This is a genomic window from Larkinella insperata, from assembly GCF_026248825.1.
GTDB lineage: Bacteria > Bacteroidota > Bacteroidia > Cytophagales > Spirosomataceae > Larkinella > Larkinella insperata.
In genome coordinates this window covers 3139328-3155822 of sequence record NZ_CP110973.1, presented here as the reverse complement: position 1 = coordinate 3155822, position 16495 = coordinate 3139328, and the positions used below count along the sequence as shown (strand labels likewise).

The window sequence follows — 16495 nt, the reverse complement described above, 5'->3', positions numbered from 1 at the left end:
TTAATCAACAAGTATTTCATTCAGATACAGCCGCTTCCGGGCGTCTTCCACATCGACCTGTTCGGTGGCCAGCATGGTCAGCAGACTTTGGTATTGCTGGGCGTACTGGTGCATTTCCTCTTCCGTGAGCCGGTGGGTGCCGTGAACAACGAACGGAGGCAGGTAGATCATCTTGCACAAATGCGCCGTCTGGTCAAAAGGTGCCAGAAACTGCCGCACCGTAAAGCGGTTCAGGCCCGTTTCTTCGTAGGCACGCCGGGGACCGCCGGTGGTGATGGCATTGAAAATCTTTTTGCCCACCAGCGCATTGCCCTCCCGACCGTACGCCCAGCCGTGTTCGAGTACCAAATCCTCCCACTGTTTCACCATCGCGGGCGCACTATACCAGTAAAACGGATGGTGTAGAATGATGTATTCATGATCGAGCAACAACTGCTGCTCCCGGTCCACGTCGATGTCAAAATCCGGGTATTCCTCGTAAAGATCATTGACGGTGACCGACGGAACCGACGAAGCGACCGACCGACAGGCTCCCATCAAAATCCGGTTGGTCCGGGATTTCTCCAGGGCGGGGTGCGCAAAAAGAATGAGAACGGACGCCATTTTTTAGCCGTAAAGAGTTGAAATATGCAACGGGCCAGCCCGTCGGATGCCCCTGTCTGGTCAAATTTAAGCCAAATAGAAAGAAATAAAAACCGCGCCCGTCTTTGGTTACCCACCCTAATTTCGGGTAAAACCGGCCCAATCAGCGCGTGATTTTGGGAAAATATCCCGCCAGACAGAACTTCTTTGGTTACTTTTGGTATTCTTATTTTGGTGCACGAATACAGCCTGTTAACGAGATTTTCCAACTATGTACGACGTAATAATTATTGGTGGTGGACCGTGTGGACTGGCCGCAGGAATTGAAGCTTCCAAAGCCGGTTTGAGTCACCTGATTCTGGAAAAAGGCAGCCTGACGGAGTCCATTCGGCGGTACCCGAAGATGATGCGGTTTTTCTCAACCGCCGAAAATATTGAGATTGGCGGTATTCCATTTCCCATTGCGGGCGTTAAAGCCAACCGGAACGAAGCTCTCCAGTATTACCGCAAAGTAGCGGGTTATTTCAACCTGAATTTCAAACTGTTTACTGAAGTCAACCACGTAACGCGGTATGCACCGACGGGCGACGAAGGGGATCAGAACGAAGAGTTATTTACGGTTTTTACGACCAACGGACAAACCTACCAGTCGCGCAAGGTAATTCTGGCGACGGGTTATTTCGACAAACCGCGCTCGCTTCAGATTCCGGGTGAGGATTTGCCGCACGTCACGCACTATTACGACGAACCATTTCAGTACTCCTACACGAACGTTGTCATCGTTGGCGCGTCGAACTCGGCGGTCGAAGCGGCTCTGGAACTTTACCGCGCCGACGCCCACGTCACGATTGTTCACCGGGCCGACGACTTCCGAAAAACCGTTAAATACTGGCTTGTTCCGGACGTTAAAAACCGGGTGAAGGAAGGCAAAATTAACACCCGGTTCAGCACCTGCGTGACCCGCATCGAACCCGGAAAAGTGTGCCTCACGAATTTGCAGACCGGTGAGGAAAACGAGCTCCCCGCCGATTTCGTCCTGATCCTGACGGGTTACATTCCCGACGCTGAGCTACTGAAAGAATGCGGTGTAGAACTGAATCCGGAAACGCAGGTGCCGGTGTACGACAAGGAAACCTTTGAAACCAACGTGCCGGGTCTGTACGTCTGCGGTACCGTCATGGCCGGGATTTACACCGAAAAAGTGTTTATCGAAAACGGTCGTGAGCACGCCAAAGCCATCATCGACCACCTCACGGGCAAGCCGGTGCGGAAAGTGGCCGAGCTGATTGAGCGAATCTAAGCACGTTTTGTAACCAGTTCATTCTAATGAAGCAACTAAGCTTCTGCCTGGTTCTGTTACTATTCTTGTCAAAACCGGCAACAGCGCAGACTAAAACACAATCCATTCAAGTCATAGCGGGTCCATTTGCAATTCCGGCTGAAAAGCAAAAAGCCGTCTGGTATTATTGGGAAGGCGCAACGAAGCGGGAATGGGCCACCTCCCTGACGACTGTTCAACCGAATTATCAGGGAGACAAGCTCCTTTTTATCCAGGAACTGACCTCAAAAGGGGCTTCTGGTCCGACGCAAATCGATACAACCGTCGTTCTTCAGGAAACACTCGTTCCCGTTTATTACACTTCTTCCAATCTACAACGCACCATACACCTAACGTTCAGCGGTCAGGAAATGAATGCGTCTGTTCACGATCATAAAACTATGCGGGAAACTTCGGAGCGGGAAACCGTAGCAGTTCCTACGGTCAGCTCCAGTTTCTACCCGCTCTTAATCCGTTTTTTGCCCCTGAAAGTCAGTTATCAAGCCACGATTCCGATCTTTGACGTTACTCTTGGAAGACGCGGGTTGCTCACTGCCCGCATCATCGGCGTTAGCGAAACGCAGTTGACAGATACCAAGGGCGAAAGAATTACCTGTTACGTTGTTGACGTCAACGATGACATTGCTCCCGACGCCCACACGACTTACTATATTTCCAAAAAGGATCGTACCCGAATTAAATCAGAAACGATAATAAACGGCCTGCGCATGAGCGTTGAAAGGCCGTGACTTTGGCATGACGGGCAACCCGTCTTCTCAAACGGACAAAAGCGAAGAAGCGCGGATTTGTCATTATCTTGCAGCAAGATTCTGATTGATTCCCGCTTGTATGAAAACCTGGCTGCTTTTTTACCTTATTTTTTCGACTTTTCTCTCCTTCGCTCAAACCCCCGCTCCGTTGGCCGTTAACCCGAGTCTCCGCTGGCAAACCGATTTCTGGAAAGCGCAGTGGATCGGGCACCCAACGGCTCCCATCCGGTCCTACGGCGTCTACCATTTCCGCAAGAATTTTGATCTGGCCCAAAAGCCCAGCCGCTTCGTTATCAACGTTTCGGGTGATAACCGCTATCAACTGTTCGTCAACGGAAAAGCCGTGGTGTCCGGCCCGGCCCGCAGCGATCTGCAGAACTGGAATTATGAAACCGTCGATCTTGCGCCGTACCTGACCAGCGGCAAAAATACGCTGGCGGCCGTGGTGACTTACATGGCCGAATACGCTCCCTTTTATCAAATGCACTACCAGTTCGGGTTCATCGTGCAGGGCGATGGCGACGCCGAACAGGTCGTCAATACCAACAACACCTGGAAAGTTTACCAGAATCCGGCCTATTCGCCCGTTATCAACGACATTCCGAAACTACGCACCTACATTGTTGTCGGTGCGGGCGACCGGGTAGAGGGGGCCAAATACCCCTGGGGCTGGCAGGAACCGGCTTTCGACGATGCCGGTTGGTCAGCGGCTAAACCGGTAGGCTGGGCCGCCAAACCGCGCGGTCTGGGTACCGACGGCAACTGGAACCTGGTGCCGCGCACCATTCCGCTGATGGAAGAAATACCGCAACGGCTGGCGACGGTCCGCCGGGCGGAGGGGGTGGACGTAGCCGACGATTTTTTACAGGGAAAAAACTCGTTCGCCGTTCACCGCAACCACAAAGCCGTGATCCTCTGCGACCAGGGGCATCTGACCAACGCCTTCCCGGAACTGACCATCAGCCGGGGCAAAGATGCCGTCATTACGCTGGCGTACGCGGAGGCACTGGTGGACGACAACCGGCAGAAAGGCAACCGCGATCAGGTGAACGGCAAACAACTCATTGGCTTTGAAGATCAATTCGTTGGCGACGGCAGCAAGCAGAAACGCACCTTCCGCCCGCTCCTGTTCCGGACGTATCGCTACCTGCAAATCACCATTGAAACCAAAGGCGACCCCGTCGAAATTCACGATCTGATGGGTCATTTTACCGGCTACCCGTTTCAGGAAAAAGCCCGGTTTACCAGCAGCGACGAAAGTTTAAAAGATATTTGGAACGTGGGTTGGCGGACGGCCCGGCTCTGCGCGGGTGAAACGTATTACGATTGCCCCTACTACGAACAATTGCAGTACACCGGCGACACCCGCATCCAGTCGCTGATTTCCCTCTACATGACGGGTGACGACCGGCTGATGCGGAAAGCCATCCTGGATTACGACCACAGCCGGTTCAACGACGGCCTAACGCAGAGCCGTTACCCGAGTGCCGATTTTCAGGTGATTCCGCCGTTTTCGTTGTACTGGGTCACCATGATTTACGATTACTGGATGCACCGGAAAGACGACAAATTTGTTGAATCCATGCTACCCGGCATTACAACCGTGCTTGACTGGCACGAAAAACGACTGGCCGACAACGGCCTGAACGGTCCGCTTCAATGGTGGAATTTTGTGGACTGGGCGAAGTGGGACGCCCCGGACGAAGGCATGGGCGGAGTACCGAAGGGCGCCCGGAAAGGCGGCTCGGCCATTCTGACGCTGCAACAGGCTTATACCATGCAGCGAATTTCGCAGGTGTTTTACCATTACGGCAAAAACCAGCAGGCCGAACATTACCGTCTGATGGGCATCCGGCTGGCCAAAAATGTATATAACAATTGCTGGGACGCGGGCCGGGGGCTGGTGGCCGACACACCCGATAAAACCAGTTTCAGTCAGCACGCCAACATCTGGGCCATCCTGACCGACGCCGTGCCGGTGGCGCAGCAGAAAGCCCTGATGCAGAAAGTCATGGCTGATCCGAATCTGACTCAGGCGACATTCTATTTCAAGTTTTACCTGTTTCAGGCGCTGAAAAAAACCGGCATGGCGGATCAGTTCCTACCAACGCTCAAACCGTGGCACGACATGCTGGCCCTGGGTTTAACGACGTTTGCCGAAAACCCGGAGCCTACCCGCTCCGACTGCCACGCGTGGAGTGCGGCCCCGAATTACGAATTTTTGTCGACGGTTTGCGGAATCAATCCGGCCTCACCCGGTTTTCAGTCCGTCGTCATTACACCGTACCTGGGTGCGTTGCAATTTGCGGAAGGAACGATGCCGCATCCGGCGGGTGACATTACCGTGCGGTTTGACAAAACCCCGACCGGCGGTTTGAAAGGAGTCATTACGTTACCCGACGGTTTGACCGGAACCCTGAAATGGCACGGCAAAACCGTGGCGTTGAAAGAAGGGCAGCAGACCGTCACCTTGTAAAACGAATGAAACCAAAAAGACCGGCGCACGCCGGTCTTTTTTGGTACTTCTCAATTGGTTGTATCACATCGTTGGTGCGAAGAACGGACCGGCAATAGCCAGTACTTCGTCCTTGGTCAGTGGCTCGTCAAACGATTCGTAAACCGCCCGCTTCGACATATCCGGCGTGTACAATTTCATTTTATTTTCCGGGGTGTTGAAGTAGCCTTCCAGATCGGCACCACCCTGATGGCCCATGTCTTCGTTGGCATAAACCTTCGGATCTGCTTCCGTTCCGTTTTCACCGCTGGAAGCCCATACCCGCAATCCCCGCATGTAACGAACGGCAGCCGCGTGCCGTGCTTCCACCGAGTGAATCCGCAGGGCTACCGGCAGAGCCACTTTCGCAGTAGCCGATCCTTCTTCCAGCAGACACGCAGCCTGTCCTTTGTAAGCCCGAACCCCGGTATCCTCCAGCGCCTGTGCATACGTCAGGAAGGTTTCGTAATCGGCCAGCGCAGCGTTAAGGGTAGTCATGTTGTACTTCGGCTGCAACTCGTTCTTTTTCAGACCCAGTACGCCTTCCAGGAGGTCAACGTGCTGCGCTTCGTGTTTGGCAATTTGCACCACGTACGCCCGGGTTCCGACGGGCAACAAACCCGCCTTGAACTGAGCAGCCCGGTAGAAATCACGCTCGAGGTATTCCAGCGTCAGGGCGTATTTCAGGATAGCCACCGCATCACCGGCGCAGCCTTCTGCCGCAAACGCTTTGTTAACCATTCCGACAAAAAATGCGGGCGTAGCAGCAGCCGCAACCGTTGCGGTTTTCAGCATTTTCCGGCGGGCAAAATCCATTTTTTCACCCGCTTCCGCATCAACTTTTTCAATTTGTGAGAATATTCCGAAGAGATTCATGATCGTTCGTTGGGTTATGATTTGGATGATTCCAGCGCCAGTAGGGAGGCCGGGTTGATGGGAGTTTTGATGTACTTACCGGCTCTGCCCAGTACTTCGGAGATCGTCAGCGGTCTTTCCAAACCGTTGTTGTCCACCACGTAATCACCAGCAAACAACGCGCCGTTGGGTTGCAGGATGGTACTGATCAGGGCAGCGTGACGAGCTTCTACGGACACAATCTTGCCGGCCAGCGTCAGGAACGTTGAATTGCTCAGCAGCGGTCCGGCTCCGTTATAGGCAGCAACTCCCGTATCTTCCAGAACCCGGGCGGTGTTCAAAACTTCCCGGCGGTTGCTGAAATCGATGCTGCTCACGTCGAATTCCAGATCACCAATGGCGTTAGAGCCCAGCGCTAGCTTGAAAAACTCCCGGTGTACGAGTTCATGATCGTGAATATCTTTGAAAACCATTTCTTCTTTACTGCCCGCCGGGAACGTTTTTTTCTCAATAACGGCCATGTAGAAAGCGGTTTCCAGTTGCTCCAGGGCATAAGCGTAGTTCAGAATGGCAAAATCGCCTTCCCCGAAACTAACCCCTTCAGCTGAAATCCGGGCGCCAGAAATTTTAGGAGCTACGTCGTTTATTGAATTTTGGCAGGCTGCCAGAAAAGCCGAAGCCGAAACGGTTGTTAAGCCCAGAGCTCGCAGAAACATCCGGCGCTCGACCGATGGAATGGCGGCTACACTCGAACCTTTCTTGGGGGTAGAGGTACTCGTTAATTCTTCCATGAGAAAAGATTAGTTGTAAAATGGGTGAATTGAAAAGGGTGCTTCTTGCAAGACAACCATACGAACGAGTAAGCCTGATTTTTGGATTTCGGAAATGATGAATTATTTTTTTTTAAGGCACTATTCGAGGGAACGGGAAAGGAAGAACCGCGAAACGGAAGCGTAAAGGCCGGTTTTCTAAAAAATTATTTTTTTGTAAACCCCATTTAACCAGGGTTCAAAATCTCAGCAGATCGCCAATAAAAAGCATTTATCAGACACTATTACTTTACTGTGATTTCTTTCAGGCCGCTCTTCAAAACCAACATCAAAGCCGGCTTTCCCCGGAGATCAAATGGGTAAGTGATGGACTTCCTGGGCGAGAAATTGCTGAAACCGGTCCTGCAGCCCCCGGTAGTAGGTAAGGTATTTAAGCCCCTCTTCGGTAACGACGGCGCCCCCGCCCCGCTCCCCGCCAGTTTGGGTGCTGACCAGTGGGGCATCGGCCTGGCTGTTCATGGATTGGACCAGTTCCCAGGCGCGTTTGTAAGACATCTTCATTTCTTTGGCGGCCTGGTTGATCGAACCCGTTTGCTGGATTCGTTCCAGTAGCTCCATCCGACCAATTCCAAAAAACCGTTCCTGCGCTTCGAGCCAGACCCGTCCGTTGATGCGTAAATTTGCCATAACCAAAGGCAAGTTTAAAACAATGTCGTCACTTTTCTAAGCGACCGTTCCAGCCGGTTCAGTGACAAAAACCGGTTCGATGCCCGGAACGGCAGCGTTACAATAACCCGCGTTCCTTCACCGGGCGTCGACTGCCAGTCGATATCCCCGTTGATCAGGGCCACACGGGATTCGATGTTACCGATTCCCAGCCCCCGCCGGGCTTCCTTGAGGTCGAAGCCCTGGCCGTCATCGCTGTAGTAGAGTTTGACCAGCGGGGATTCAAACACCAGCCGGATGCTGACCTGCCGGGCATTGGCGTGTTTGAGTGTATTGTTCAGCAACTCCTGCGTAATCCGGTAAAGCATCAATTCGGTTTCAGCCTCCAGCCGTGACGGCAGTTCGTCGGCCCAGAAATGGGTTTCCAGCGTCGTGCGGTCGATGCGCGATAAAAGTTCCTCCACGGCTGCGGCATAACCGTACTGCTCGAGCGTTCGGGGGCTCAGTTCACGCAGCAGGTTACGGATGTTGCCAATGATGTCGGTGATGAGTTCGCGGGCCAGCTCGCTCAGGGAGGTGGAGCGCGCCGGCTGACCAGGCGGATCGGTCAGCCGACTGACGTACAGCTTCAGGGTCGCCAGTTGGGCACCAATCTCGTCGTGCAGGTCGCGGGCCAGGTTTTTCTTGATCTGCTCCTGCAACTCAACGGCCAGCCGCGTGTTCCGCTGGTGCTGCCGGTGTATCCGGTTTTCGCGCCGGCGAACCCAGTAATAAGCCGCAGCGCCAACCAGCAGGGCCATCAACGACAGAAACCAGGCCCGCTGCCAGAACGGGGGCTGGATTATCATGGTTAACCGCCTGATTTTCGGACTCCATTGCCCGTCTTTGTTGGCGGCTTTGACCCGGAATACGTATGTACCCGGCGGCAGGTTTGCGTACCGGACGTAAGTAGCATTGCCGGACTGCACCCATTGGTCGTCGTAGCCAACCAACTGATACTGATACTGGTTACGGCCGTTGCTGTAATAATCCAACGCCGTAAATTCGAGGGCTACGGTATTCTGGTTGTACGGGAGTTCAAGCCGGGAGGTTTCTCCGATGTAGCTGTCAGACTGGTACGGCGCTTCATTGACGGTCATTTTGTGAATGTGCACCGATGGCATGTACGAACTCGTCCGAAACTGCTCGGGGTAAAACCGGTTGAAACCGTTGACGCCCCCGAAAAACAACTCACCGTCCTGGGTGCGGTAATACGCATTGCCGTTGAATTCGTAGCCCTGCAAACCGTCAGTGAGGTCGAAGTTCTTGAACGTGCTGGTGGTCGGGTTGAAAAATGAAATCCCGCGGTTGGTACTGATCCAAAGCCGGTTCTGATGATCGGGTAAAATACCATACACGAATGGATTGGCCAAACCGTGCCGGTGATCGTAAAGCTGAATCCGCCCGGTCTTGGTATTAAAAGCCGCCAGCCCTTTGTCGGTCGCCATCCAGACAATGGGCCGGACGGGGTCCTCGTAAAAATATAAAATGGTGTAGCCGTCCAACCCCCGGACAATCCGTTGCGGACGGGTATCTTTGCCAATGGGAGCCCGCTCGTAGCAGTAGAAACCATCGGAATAAATGCCAACCCAGTACCGACCGGCCCGATCCCGGGCAAAGCTAAAAATATTCTTATTCGCCAGCGTGGGCAGCAGTCTGAACGTCCGCTGACGCACATCCAGTAGAAAAAGACCGTCTTCCGTAGCCGTCAGGATGGTGTTGTCATCGAGCGCCAGCAACCGACGAACGTAATTTTCGACCACTTTGCTGTTGGCCGACCCCGGTAACGGAATTTTGCTAAACGTTGACCGGGCTTTGTCAAACGTAAAAACACCGCCGTTCGTCCCCACCCAAATCCGGTTCAACGGATCTTTATACAGGCACTTGATCAGCGTACGCGACGGCAAATCGCTGTGTTTGGCCTGGGTCAGGTAGCGCCGGATGATGCGGTTCTGGGTCCGGTCCAGCACGTCGAGGCTGCGCTCGGTTGCAATCCACATTTCGGTCGGCGAGGTTTCCAAAAACCCCCGGACCACAAAATGGCTGAGCGTGGTGGGATCTTTGGCCTCATGAGATTCATTCTGCGAAACGGCCATACCGCCAAAAAACGTGCTACCCGGCACAATCCGGGCCAGGCCGTCGGGGTCGGTATTGGCCCAGATGATGCCCTGCCGGTCGATGTGAATTTTGCAGATTTCGTAGTCCGCTAACTGACGGGCGCTGTTGGAAAAGCCGCCCACCTGGCTAAACCGTTTGTCCGATTTGTCGAAGAGCCAGATTCCCCCGCGCTGCGTGCCGAGCCACAACCGGCCGTTGTGGTCTTCAGCGATGGTGTAAATGGAGGTTAAATTCCGGCCCTCGCCGGGCAGAAACGTCTGGTAACGCCCCGTCTGCGGTTCAAACCGAATCAGTCCGGTTGCGGTCCCCAGCCACACGACGCCCGCCGAATCGCAGTGGAACGAAAAGACGCCCATCGACGGACCGGCTTCGTTGTCGGGGTGGCTGCTGAAATAATAATGCGCCCGGCGCTCGTAAAGATTGTAACGGATCAAACCGGTGGGTGCGTGAAGCCAGACATCGCCCAGCGGTGTCCGGACGGTCGAGTTGAGCTGGTCGTATTCGTGCGTGGGCCGGATCGTGGGGTCAAGCACCAGCTTCTGCTTCGTTTTAATGGTCAACGAAACCAGCCCCTCCGTTTCGCTATAATACAGCACTTCCTGCCCATTGGCGTAAAACGGTATGGTTTTGCTCTTTAACGGCCTTTTCGACTTAGAGTACGAATAGATGCAGGAAAAGCGGTCCGTTGCGCGGTCGTAATAGTTCAGGCCGTATTCAGTACCGACCCAAAGGTTGCCGTTGCGATCCTCGACGATCCCGGAAATGTTAATGCCGACAATAGCGTTCGGGTTCGTCATGTCGGGACGGTAGTGCCGGAAATGAGCGCCGTCGTACCGGTTCAGACCGTCCTGAGTGCCGAGCCAGAGAAACCCCCGGCTATCGTTCAGAATATGATACACCGACCCCTGCGTCAAGCCTTCATCGACCCCGATGTGATCAATCCGGAGCGACTGATTCAGTGGGTCTTTGGAGGCTCCCGAAACGTCTGGCAACCCGAAGGCCAACCACCAGATGATCAGAATTACGAATGGGACTAGTTTCATTTGTTACCGAGCCGGAAACATCATGGTAAATTAGCGGATTGGTTGATAATCTGCAAATTCGATTGTTAAAGCAAGCTTTTCGACGCCGGATTTACCAGACCTGTAAACATAGTTGACAACTCACCTGAGCGTCGAAGAAGCCCGGATTAAAACAAAAACAGCCCGGATTTCGGGGTCCGGGCTGTTGCTTAACATTAACCGAATTATTGTTTGAGAACCTTTAGAGTAACGGCTTGCTGACCGCTTCGAACCCGCAGCAGCAGCAACCCGGCCTGTTGCCGACCGATGGTCAACCGCTGAACTTCAATGGCGTCAGCGGCAGGTACTTCGCGCTCCGTTACATTCCGGCCGTTCAGGTCGGTCAGTTGCAAGTGAACCGGCTGCCCCTCGGCTCCCCGGATTTCAACTTCCACGGTTTCGGTGACGGGGTTGCCCAGCACGGTCACCGCCAGTTTACCGCCGTCCACACCCGCCGACAACCGGGCCGCCGAACTTGAGCAGGTCAGCGTTTTGGGCGCTCCCTTCAGCACGTACGTACTGTTCTTGATTTTGGCGCTGATCTGGTACGTTGTGTTGTTTTTCAGGCTGGCCGGGGTTGTAAAGCTGTAGCCGTGAACGCCATTTCCCTTCTTGGCGTCAAGCAAATCCTGCCGGAAAATGTTGGCTTCCGTTGTCCCGATTGAGGTTCCGTTGGCGAAAAACTCCAGCGTCATCGGCGTGTTGGGCTTGTTACGGTCCCAGATCCAGCCCCGGATTGTTCCGCACTCGACCTTATCCAGGTACCCTTCAAAATTACCGGTTACGGTCGTCGACGAAGGCGGTTGAGTAACCGGCGGCTGAACGGTTAGGGTGACCGTGGTGGTTCCGGCTCCACCCCGCGGATCGGTTGCTTTATAAGGCATCGAAAAAGTACCGCTGCCCGTTGGTGTTCCGCTCAGCACCCGGCTGGTTGCGTTGAAACTCAACCCGCCCGGCAGCGAGGTCAGGCTGTACGAAAGGGCTTCGCCGTCCGGATCGGTAAAGGCCGGCAAGGTGGCGGAATACGCTACCCCCTGCTGGGCAGTTAGCGGGGCCACGGTGGGCGGCTGGGGCAGGTTGTTAGTGGCGGGTGGCGGTGTGCCCGTTGCTTGGCACTGAATTATTTTCGGGCCACTTTTCAGGACGAACGTACTGCCCGTCACCCGCGCCGACAGGGTATGTTTCAGACCATCTTTCAGATTAGTAGGTATCGCGTACTGGAACGCGTGCCGTCCGTCGCCCTTCCCCGCGTTAAGCAGGTCCTGCCGGAATTCACCCGCTGTCAGGGTCGCTATTACCTGGGTTCCGTCCAGAAGTTGTACGGAAATCGGGGTGTTTTTCTGGTTGGCATCCCAAACCCATCCCTGGAAGGATTCGCAGTCGGCCGCATACAGGTGACCGTCAAAGTTACCAGTAACGACCGGCGGGGGCGTCGTGGCGCAGTTGACCGTCAGTGCAAGCACCGAGCTTTTAGTGGCGCATCCTGCTTTCGTAGCCGTTACCGTATAGCTGTAAACGCCCGCGGTGGCTGGCGTCGTTATGCCAACCGATGCGCCCGTCTTCGCGACCCCGTTCCCGTTCCAGGCATACGTCACGCTGCCACAATCGCTGCCCGTACACCCCGCCGTCAGGGTCGTGGCCGTGTTGCAACTGGCGCTGACCGGCGTTGTGGTGACGGCAAAATTACAGGACGCAACGGGCGTGCAGGTCACAGACGTTACTCCGGTTACCTCGCCCCGGTTCAGAACGGGAACAGCGTTGCCGAAGAACGACTGCCCGTTGTACGGCGTGGTCATTGCTTTGTGCCATTCGGCCGCGACGACGCTCTGCCCCGCGCTGGTGAAATGCGTTTTGTCGGGGTCCGGCAGCCGGTATGAGTCGTCAAACTGGTCGGTGTTGGGCCCGGTGAAAATATTTGAACGACCGTAGGGCGAAACATACGGGTCGCCAAAGGTTTTGGGCGGGGCGGACGGATTGGTATTCTGATGGCTGGCGTAGCCAATCACTTTAATCTGATCTTCCCGGATCAGCGGATCACTCAGGCTGCGCAGGCGACTGGTTTGCGCAACTACCCAGGGCACATCGGCTCCCAGGTCCACGCGGGTTTGTCCAATCAGATCGTTGAGTACGTCGGCGTCGTTCTCCGCCGTGTTTACCGAATTGGTTCGCACGTCGAAATACCGTCTGGCCCGCGGAAAACTACCGGCAGAATTGGAGGGCGAACCGTTTGGGGTTGTTGGATCATCCCGGCGGTCGTTCTCCCCCTGGTGCCAGAGGATCGCCCGCAGGCCCGTTTGCCGCGCCCGACCCGTCAGGAAGTTCTTCAGGTTACGGTACGGAAAACCGTTCACAAACCGGGGCGTTCCGTTTGTAAACGGCGTATTCCGGCCCTGGCTGCTGTTGCGCCACTCCACCACGCTGGTTGACGCCATGCCGTTCTGATAAAAAGCCACCGGTACGTTCAGGGCCTGAATCAGCCGGTTGCCCACTCCGCCCCAATACCACTGAAAATTAACGGAGCCCGGTGGACAGACGGGGCATTTTCCGGGGTCATTTTCCTCGAATCCCTGCATACCGTTGCTCTGGTCTTTTTCGTTAAAAAACCGCACAAACGTAGGGTTGCCTGTTTCGTTCACCGGATACGTTGGATTGTACAAACCCGAGGCATTGGATTGCCCGGCAATGGCAAACACCTCGCCAACGCCGATGTCGAAATCCGCCGTTTCGCGGCCGCTGTTGTCTTTCGCCCGCACTTTGTACATACCACCCGCCATGTCGACCAGCGCCGTCACCTGGCAAGTGCCCGCGTTGGAAATGGTGACGGTGGTCCAGCCCTGCGAACTGCCCGTCACCGGGTTCAGCGGCCCCTGGGTGCCGCCTGCCAATGCGTATTTGTAAAAAAGTAGTTGCAGGGAAGAAATGGCCTGCCCGTTGGTAGAAGTAACGATGAATTTTACACTCGCCTTATTGTCCTGTCCACGCTGAAAAACCATCCCGTTCTGCGGCCATGAAAGGGTAACCTGCGCCGACAAACGGGTTGCACTCAACAAGAGTATTCCAATAAACCCAACAATTGAAAGTAGTTTTTTCTGCATAGAGTGAGATTACAATAAGTAGACTTTCTTTTAAGTACAAATAACTACAAATATACGTAGTCAGGCTGAAGGTATTCACTTCTCTACGTACAATTTATTATTCGCACTAACAGACATTGTTTCAGCTCAAAACTATTGTTAGCCAACTAGTAAGAATACATTACCAAACACGCGACTTCTTAAATCAACACAACCCGCTTTCGTCCACAGCAAAACCGTTTATGACGACCCGCCGGTCTCGCTCAAAAAGCGGCTTGATGTACCGCAAACTACGACGGCGACACCCAGCCCGCGGGAGCCAAAGCGGTGATTGATGACGCGGTTAAGAACCTACTCACCCGGGTAGGATGCGTTTTTCAGTACAACTCGGCGGCCGTGCCCAACCGGTTTCCTGACAAGGGCGCGGAACGGCGATGTCTTATTCGCTGCTCGGGCCTTTTGCCATTTATTTTTGCCCCATCCGTCGAAACGGCTTTCAAACAGCGTCCTTTTTTATATATTAAACCTCATGACGAACTAATTAACCTGCTTTCTTCGTAACCTATTCTACCTGATTATGCTAAAACCGTTATTGATTGGCTTAGTACTTATGCTTGAAATATCCGGGGCTTTGGCCCAATCCAACCCGATTAAGTATCCGCAAACGCGCAAAACCGAGCAGCTTGACGATTACCACGGCACCAAAGTTTCCGATCCGTACCGTTGGCTGGAAGACGACCGCTCGGCCGAAACCGAAGCCTGGGTGAAGGCCCAGAACGCCGTGACGTTCGGGTATCTGGAACAGATTCCGTACCGAAAACAACTCGAAAACCGGCTCGAACAAATCATCAACTACCCGCGCTATTCGGCTCCGGGGCGCAAAGGCGACTGGTTTTATTTCTACAAAAACGACGGCCTGCAAAATCAGTCGGTGCTGTACCGGCAGAAAGGACTGAATGGCAAACCCGAAGTGGTGATCGACCCCAACAAACTCGCGGCCGACGGGACCACGCGCCTGACCAGCTTTAATTTGTCGAAAAACGGACGGTACGCGGCTTACGCACTTTCCAAAGCCGGGTCCGACTGGCAGGAAATTTTCGTGATGGATATGCAGACGCTTCAGACCATGCCCGACAAACTCGAATGGGTGAAATTTACGGGTGCGGCCTGGCAGGGCGACGGCTTCTATTACAGCCGGTACGACAAACCGGCTGCCGGGCAGGAGTTGTCTTCGAAAAATGAGTTCATGAAGGTGTATTTCCACCGGCAGGGCACTCCGCAGACGCAGGATCAGCTGGTTTACGAAGATAAAGCGCACCCGTTGCGGTACTTCTTCGCCCAGACCACAGAAGACGAACGGTTTCTGATTTTGAACATTTCCGAAGGAACCGACGGCTCCGAAATCTGGTACAAAGACGCCCAATCCGGCGAGAAAGAGTTTAAACGGCTTTTTGAAGGATTTAAATACAACTATTCCGTGGTCGACAACGTCGGCAGTGACCTGCTGGTGTACCACAACAACGGCGCTCCGAATTACAAAATATCGAAGGTGGTCCCGAAAACCGGCGCCATCAGCGATTTGGTACCGGAAAAACCGGAGAAACTGGACGAAGCGCATACCGCCGGGGGCAAACTGATCGCCAATTACCTGAAAGACGCCACTTCACGCATCTACGTGCATGACCTGAACGGCAAGCTGGAAAATGAAGTAAAACTGCCCGGATTGGGCACGGTAAGCGGTTTTGGCGGGGAGCGCGACGATAAATTTGTCTTTTACACGTTCACGTCGTTTACCTTTCCGGCCACAATTTACCGTTACGACATTGCCACCCGCAAAACCACCCTGTTCCGGGCCCCGGAAGTAAAATTCCAGCCCGACGATTACGAAACCAAACAGGTATTTTTCAACAGCAAGGACGGTACCCGCGTGCCCATGTTTCTGACTTTCCGCAAAGGCCTGAAACTCGACGGCAGCAACCCGACCATGCTCTACGGCTACGGCGGGTTCAACATCAGCCTGACGCCCGGATTCAGCGCGCTGCTGATTCCCTTTCTGGAGCAGGGCGGTATTTACGCGTCGGTGAACCTGCGGGGGGGCAGCGAATACGGCGAAACCTGGCACGAGCAGGGCATGAAGCTGAAAAAGCAAAACGTGTTCGACGACTGCATTGCGGCCGCCGAATACCTGATCGCGCAAAAGTATACATCCCCGCAGAAACTGGCGCTGCGCGGTGGCTCCAACGGCGGTTTGCTGGTCGGGGCCGTTATCAACCAGCGGCCGGATTTGTTCCGGGTCGCCATTCCGCAGGTGGGCGTGATGGACATGCTGCGGTTTCACAAATTTACCGTCGGCTGGGGTTGGGTGAGCGACTACGGCAGCAGCGATAATCCGGAAGAGTTTAAGGTGATCTACCAGTATTCGCCCATCCATAACATCCGGGAGAACATTCCATATCCGGCCACGATGGTCACCACCGCCGATCACGACGACCGCGTAGTTCCGGCGCACTCGTTTAAGTATGCCGCTACGTTGCAGGAAAAGTACAAAGGCGCAAATCCGGTACTGATCCGGATCGAAACCAACTCCGGCCACGGGGCCAGCAATACGAAGAAGAACATCGAAGCAATGGCGGATATTTACGCCTTCATGCTCTGGAACATGGGAGTGAAAAGTTTGAAGTAATTCCTCAACAAAGCAAAACCCCGCCGGAAGGACACTTCCGGCGGGGTTTTGCTTTGTAATACGGT

At 54.3% G+C, this 16495-nt stretch carries 10 protein-coding genes; 4 read left to right on the top strand and 6 right to left on the bottom strand.

Translation table 11 applies throughout. The annotated features are described in order from the left end of the window. A complete protein-coding gene (locus OQ371_RS12850) occupies positions 1-603 on the bottom strand; it encodes an NAD(P)H-dependent oxidoreductase (RefSeq protein ID WP_265994172.1) in 603 nt (200 codons plus the stop codon). A 250-nt stretch (positions 604-853) separates the two neighbouring features. Here OQ371_RS12850 and OQ371_RS12845 point away from each other — a divergent pair, with 250 nt between their 5' ends. The 3 genes from OQ371_RS12845 to OQ371_RS12835 all read left to right on the top strand — a co-directional run bounded on the left by OQ371_RS12845 (position 854) and on the right by OQ371_RS12835 (position 5146). Then, positions 854-1882 carry a YpdA family putative bacillithiol disulfide reductase gene (locus OQ371_RS12845; RefSeq protein WP_265994171.1) on the top strand — a complete coding sequence of 343 codons (1029 nt, stop codon included), beginning with the start codon at positions 854-856 and terminating at the stop codon, positions 1880-1882. A 26-nt stretch (positions 1883-1908) separates the two neighbouring features. Then, positions 1909-2649, top strand: coding sequence for a DUF3108 domain-containing protein (locus tag OQ371_RS12840; protein WP_265994170.1), 741 nt, complete (start codon positions 1909-1911; stop codon positions 2647-2649). A 100-nt stretch (positions 2650-2749) separates the two neighbouring features. Then, the gene (locus tag OQ371_RS12835) at positions 2750-5146 is read left to right on the top strand and encodes an alpha-L-rhamnosidase-related protein (RefSeq protein WP_265994169.1); all 2397 of its coding nucleotides are present in this window, start codon (positions 2750-2752) and stop codon (positions 5144-5146) included. Positions 5147-5209: 63 nt separating this feature from the next. On the opposite strand, the gene OQ371_RS12830 is transcribed toward OQ371_RS12835, so the two are convergent. The 5 genes from OQ371_RS12830 to OQ371_RS12810 form a co-directional block, all read right to left on the bottom strand. After that, entirely contained in the window at positions 5210-6040 is an 831-nt protein-coding gene (locus OQ371_RS12830) for a ferritin-like domain-containing protein (protein WP_265994168.1), read from the bottom strand. 14 nt (positions 6041-6054) lie between these two features. Further along, positions 6055-6810: a ferritin-like domain-containing protein gene (locus tag OQ371_RS12825; protein WP_265994167.1), complete on the bottom strand. Its 756-nt coding sequence runs from the start codon at positions 6808-6810 to the stop codon at positions 6055-6057. Between the two features lie 330 nt (positions 6811-7140). Then, positions 7141-7476, bottom strand: coding sequence for a winged helix-turn-helix domain-containing protein (locus OQ371_RS12820; RefSeq protein WP_265994166.1), 336 nt, complete (start codon positions 7474-7476; stop codon positions 7141-7143). Between the two features lie 14 nt (positions 7477-7490). Continuing rightward, entirely contained in the window at positions 7491-10655 is a 3165-nt protein-coding gene (locus tag OQ371_RS12815) for a ligand-binding sensor domain-containing protein (RefSeq protein WP_265994165.1), read from the bottom strand. A gap of 203 nt (positions 10656-10858) precedes the next feature. Continuing rightward, complete coding sequence (locus OQ371_RS12810; protein ID WP_265994164.1) at positions 10859-13768, bottom strand: putative Ig domain-containing protein; 2910 nt, start codon at positions 13766-13768, stop codon at positions 10859-10861. A gap of 589 nt (positions 13769-14357) precedes the next feature. On the opposite strand from OQ371_RS12810, the gene OQ371_RS12805 reads away from it, so the two are divergent. Further along, positions 14358-16430 carry a prolyl oligopeptidase family serine peptidase gene (locus tag OQ371_RS12805; RefSeq protein ID WP_265994163.1) on the top strand — a complete coding sequence of 691 codons (2073 nt, stop codon included), beginning with the start codon at positions 14358-14360 and terminating at the stop codon, positions 16428-16430. Positions 16431-16495: the final 65 nt, after the last annotated feature.

Excerpts from the sequence above, each read along its gene's own strand:
- OQ371_RS12840 (WP_265994170.1), top strand. The coding sequence starts at position 1,909 with ATGAAGCAACTAAGCTTCTGCCTGGTTCTGTTACTATTCTTGTCAAAA.
- OQ371_RS12825 (WP_265994167.1), bottom strand. The coding sequence starts at position 6,810 with ATGGAAGAATTAACGAGTACCTCTACCCCCAAGAAAGGTTCGAGTGTA.
- OQ371_RS12810 (WP_265994164.1), bottom strand. The coding sequence starts at position 13,768 with ATGCAGAAAAAACTACTTTCAATTGTTGGGTTTATTGGAATACTCTTG.
- OQ371_RS12805 (WP_265994163.1), top strand. The coding sequence starts at position 14,358 with ATGCTTGAAATATCCGGGGCTTTGGCCCAATCCAACCCGATTAAGTAT.
- OQ371_RS12830 (WP_265994168.1), bottom strand. The coding sequence starts at position 6,040 with ATGAATCTCTTCGGAATATTCTCACAAATTGAAAAAGTTGATGCGGAA.
- OQ371_RS12850 (WP_265994172.1), bottom strand. The coding sequence starts at position 603 with ATGGCGTCCGTTCTCATTCTTTTTGCGCACCCCGCCCTGGAGAAATCC.
- OQ371_RS12845 (WP_265994171.1), top strand. The coding sequence starts at position 854 with ATGTACGACGTAATAATTATTGGTGGTGGACCGTGTGGACTGGCCGCA.
- OQ371_RS12815 (WP_265994165.1), bottom strand. The coding sequence starts at position 10,655 with ATGAAACTAGTCCCATTCGTAATTCTGATCATCTGGTGGTTGGCCTTC.
- OQ371_RS12835 (WP_265994169.1), top strand. The coding sequence starts at position 2,750 with ATGAAAACCTGGCTGCTTTTTTACCTTATTTTTTCGACTTTTCTCTCC.
- OQ371_RS12820 (WP_265994166.1), bottom strand. The coding sequence starts at position 7,476 with ATGGCAAATTTACGCATCAACGGACGGGTCTGGCTCGAAGCGCAGGAA.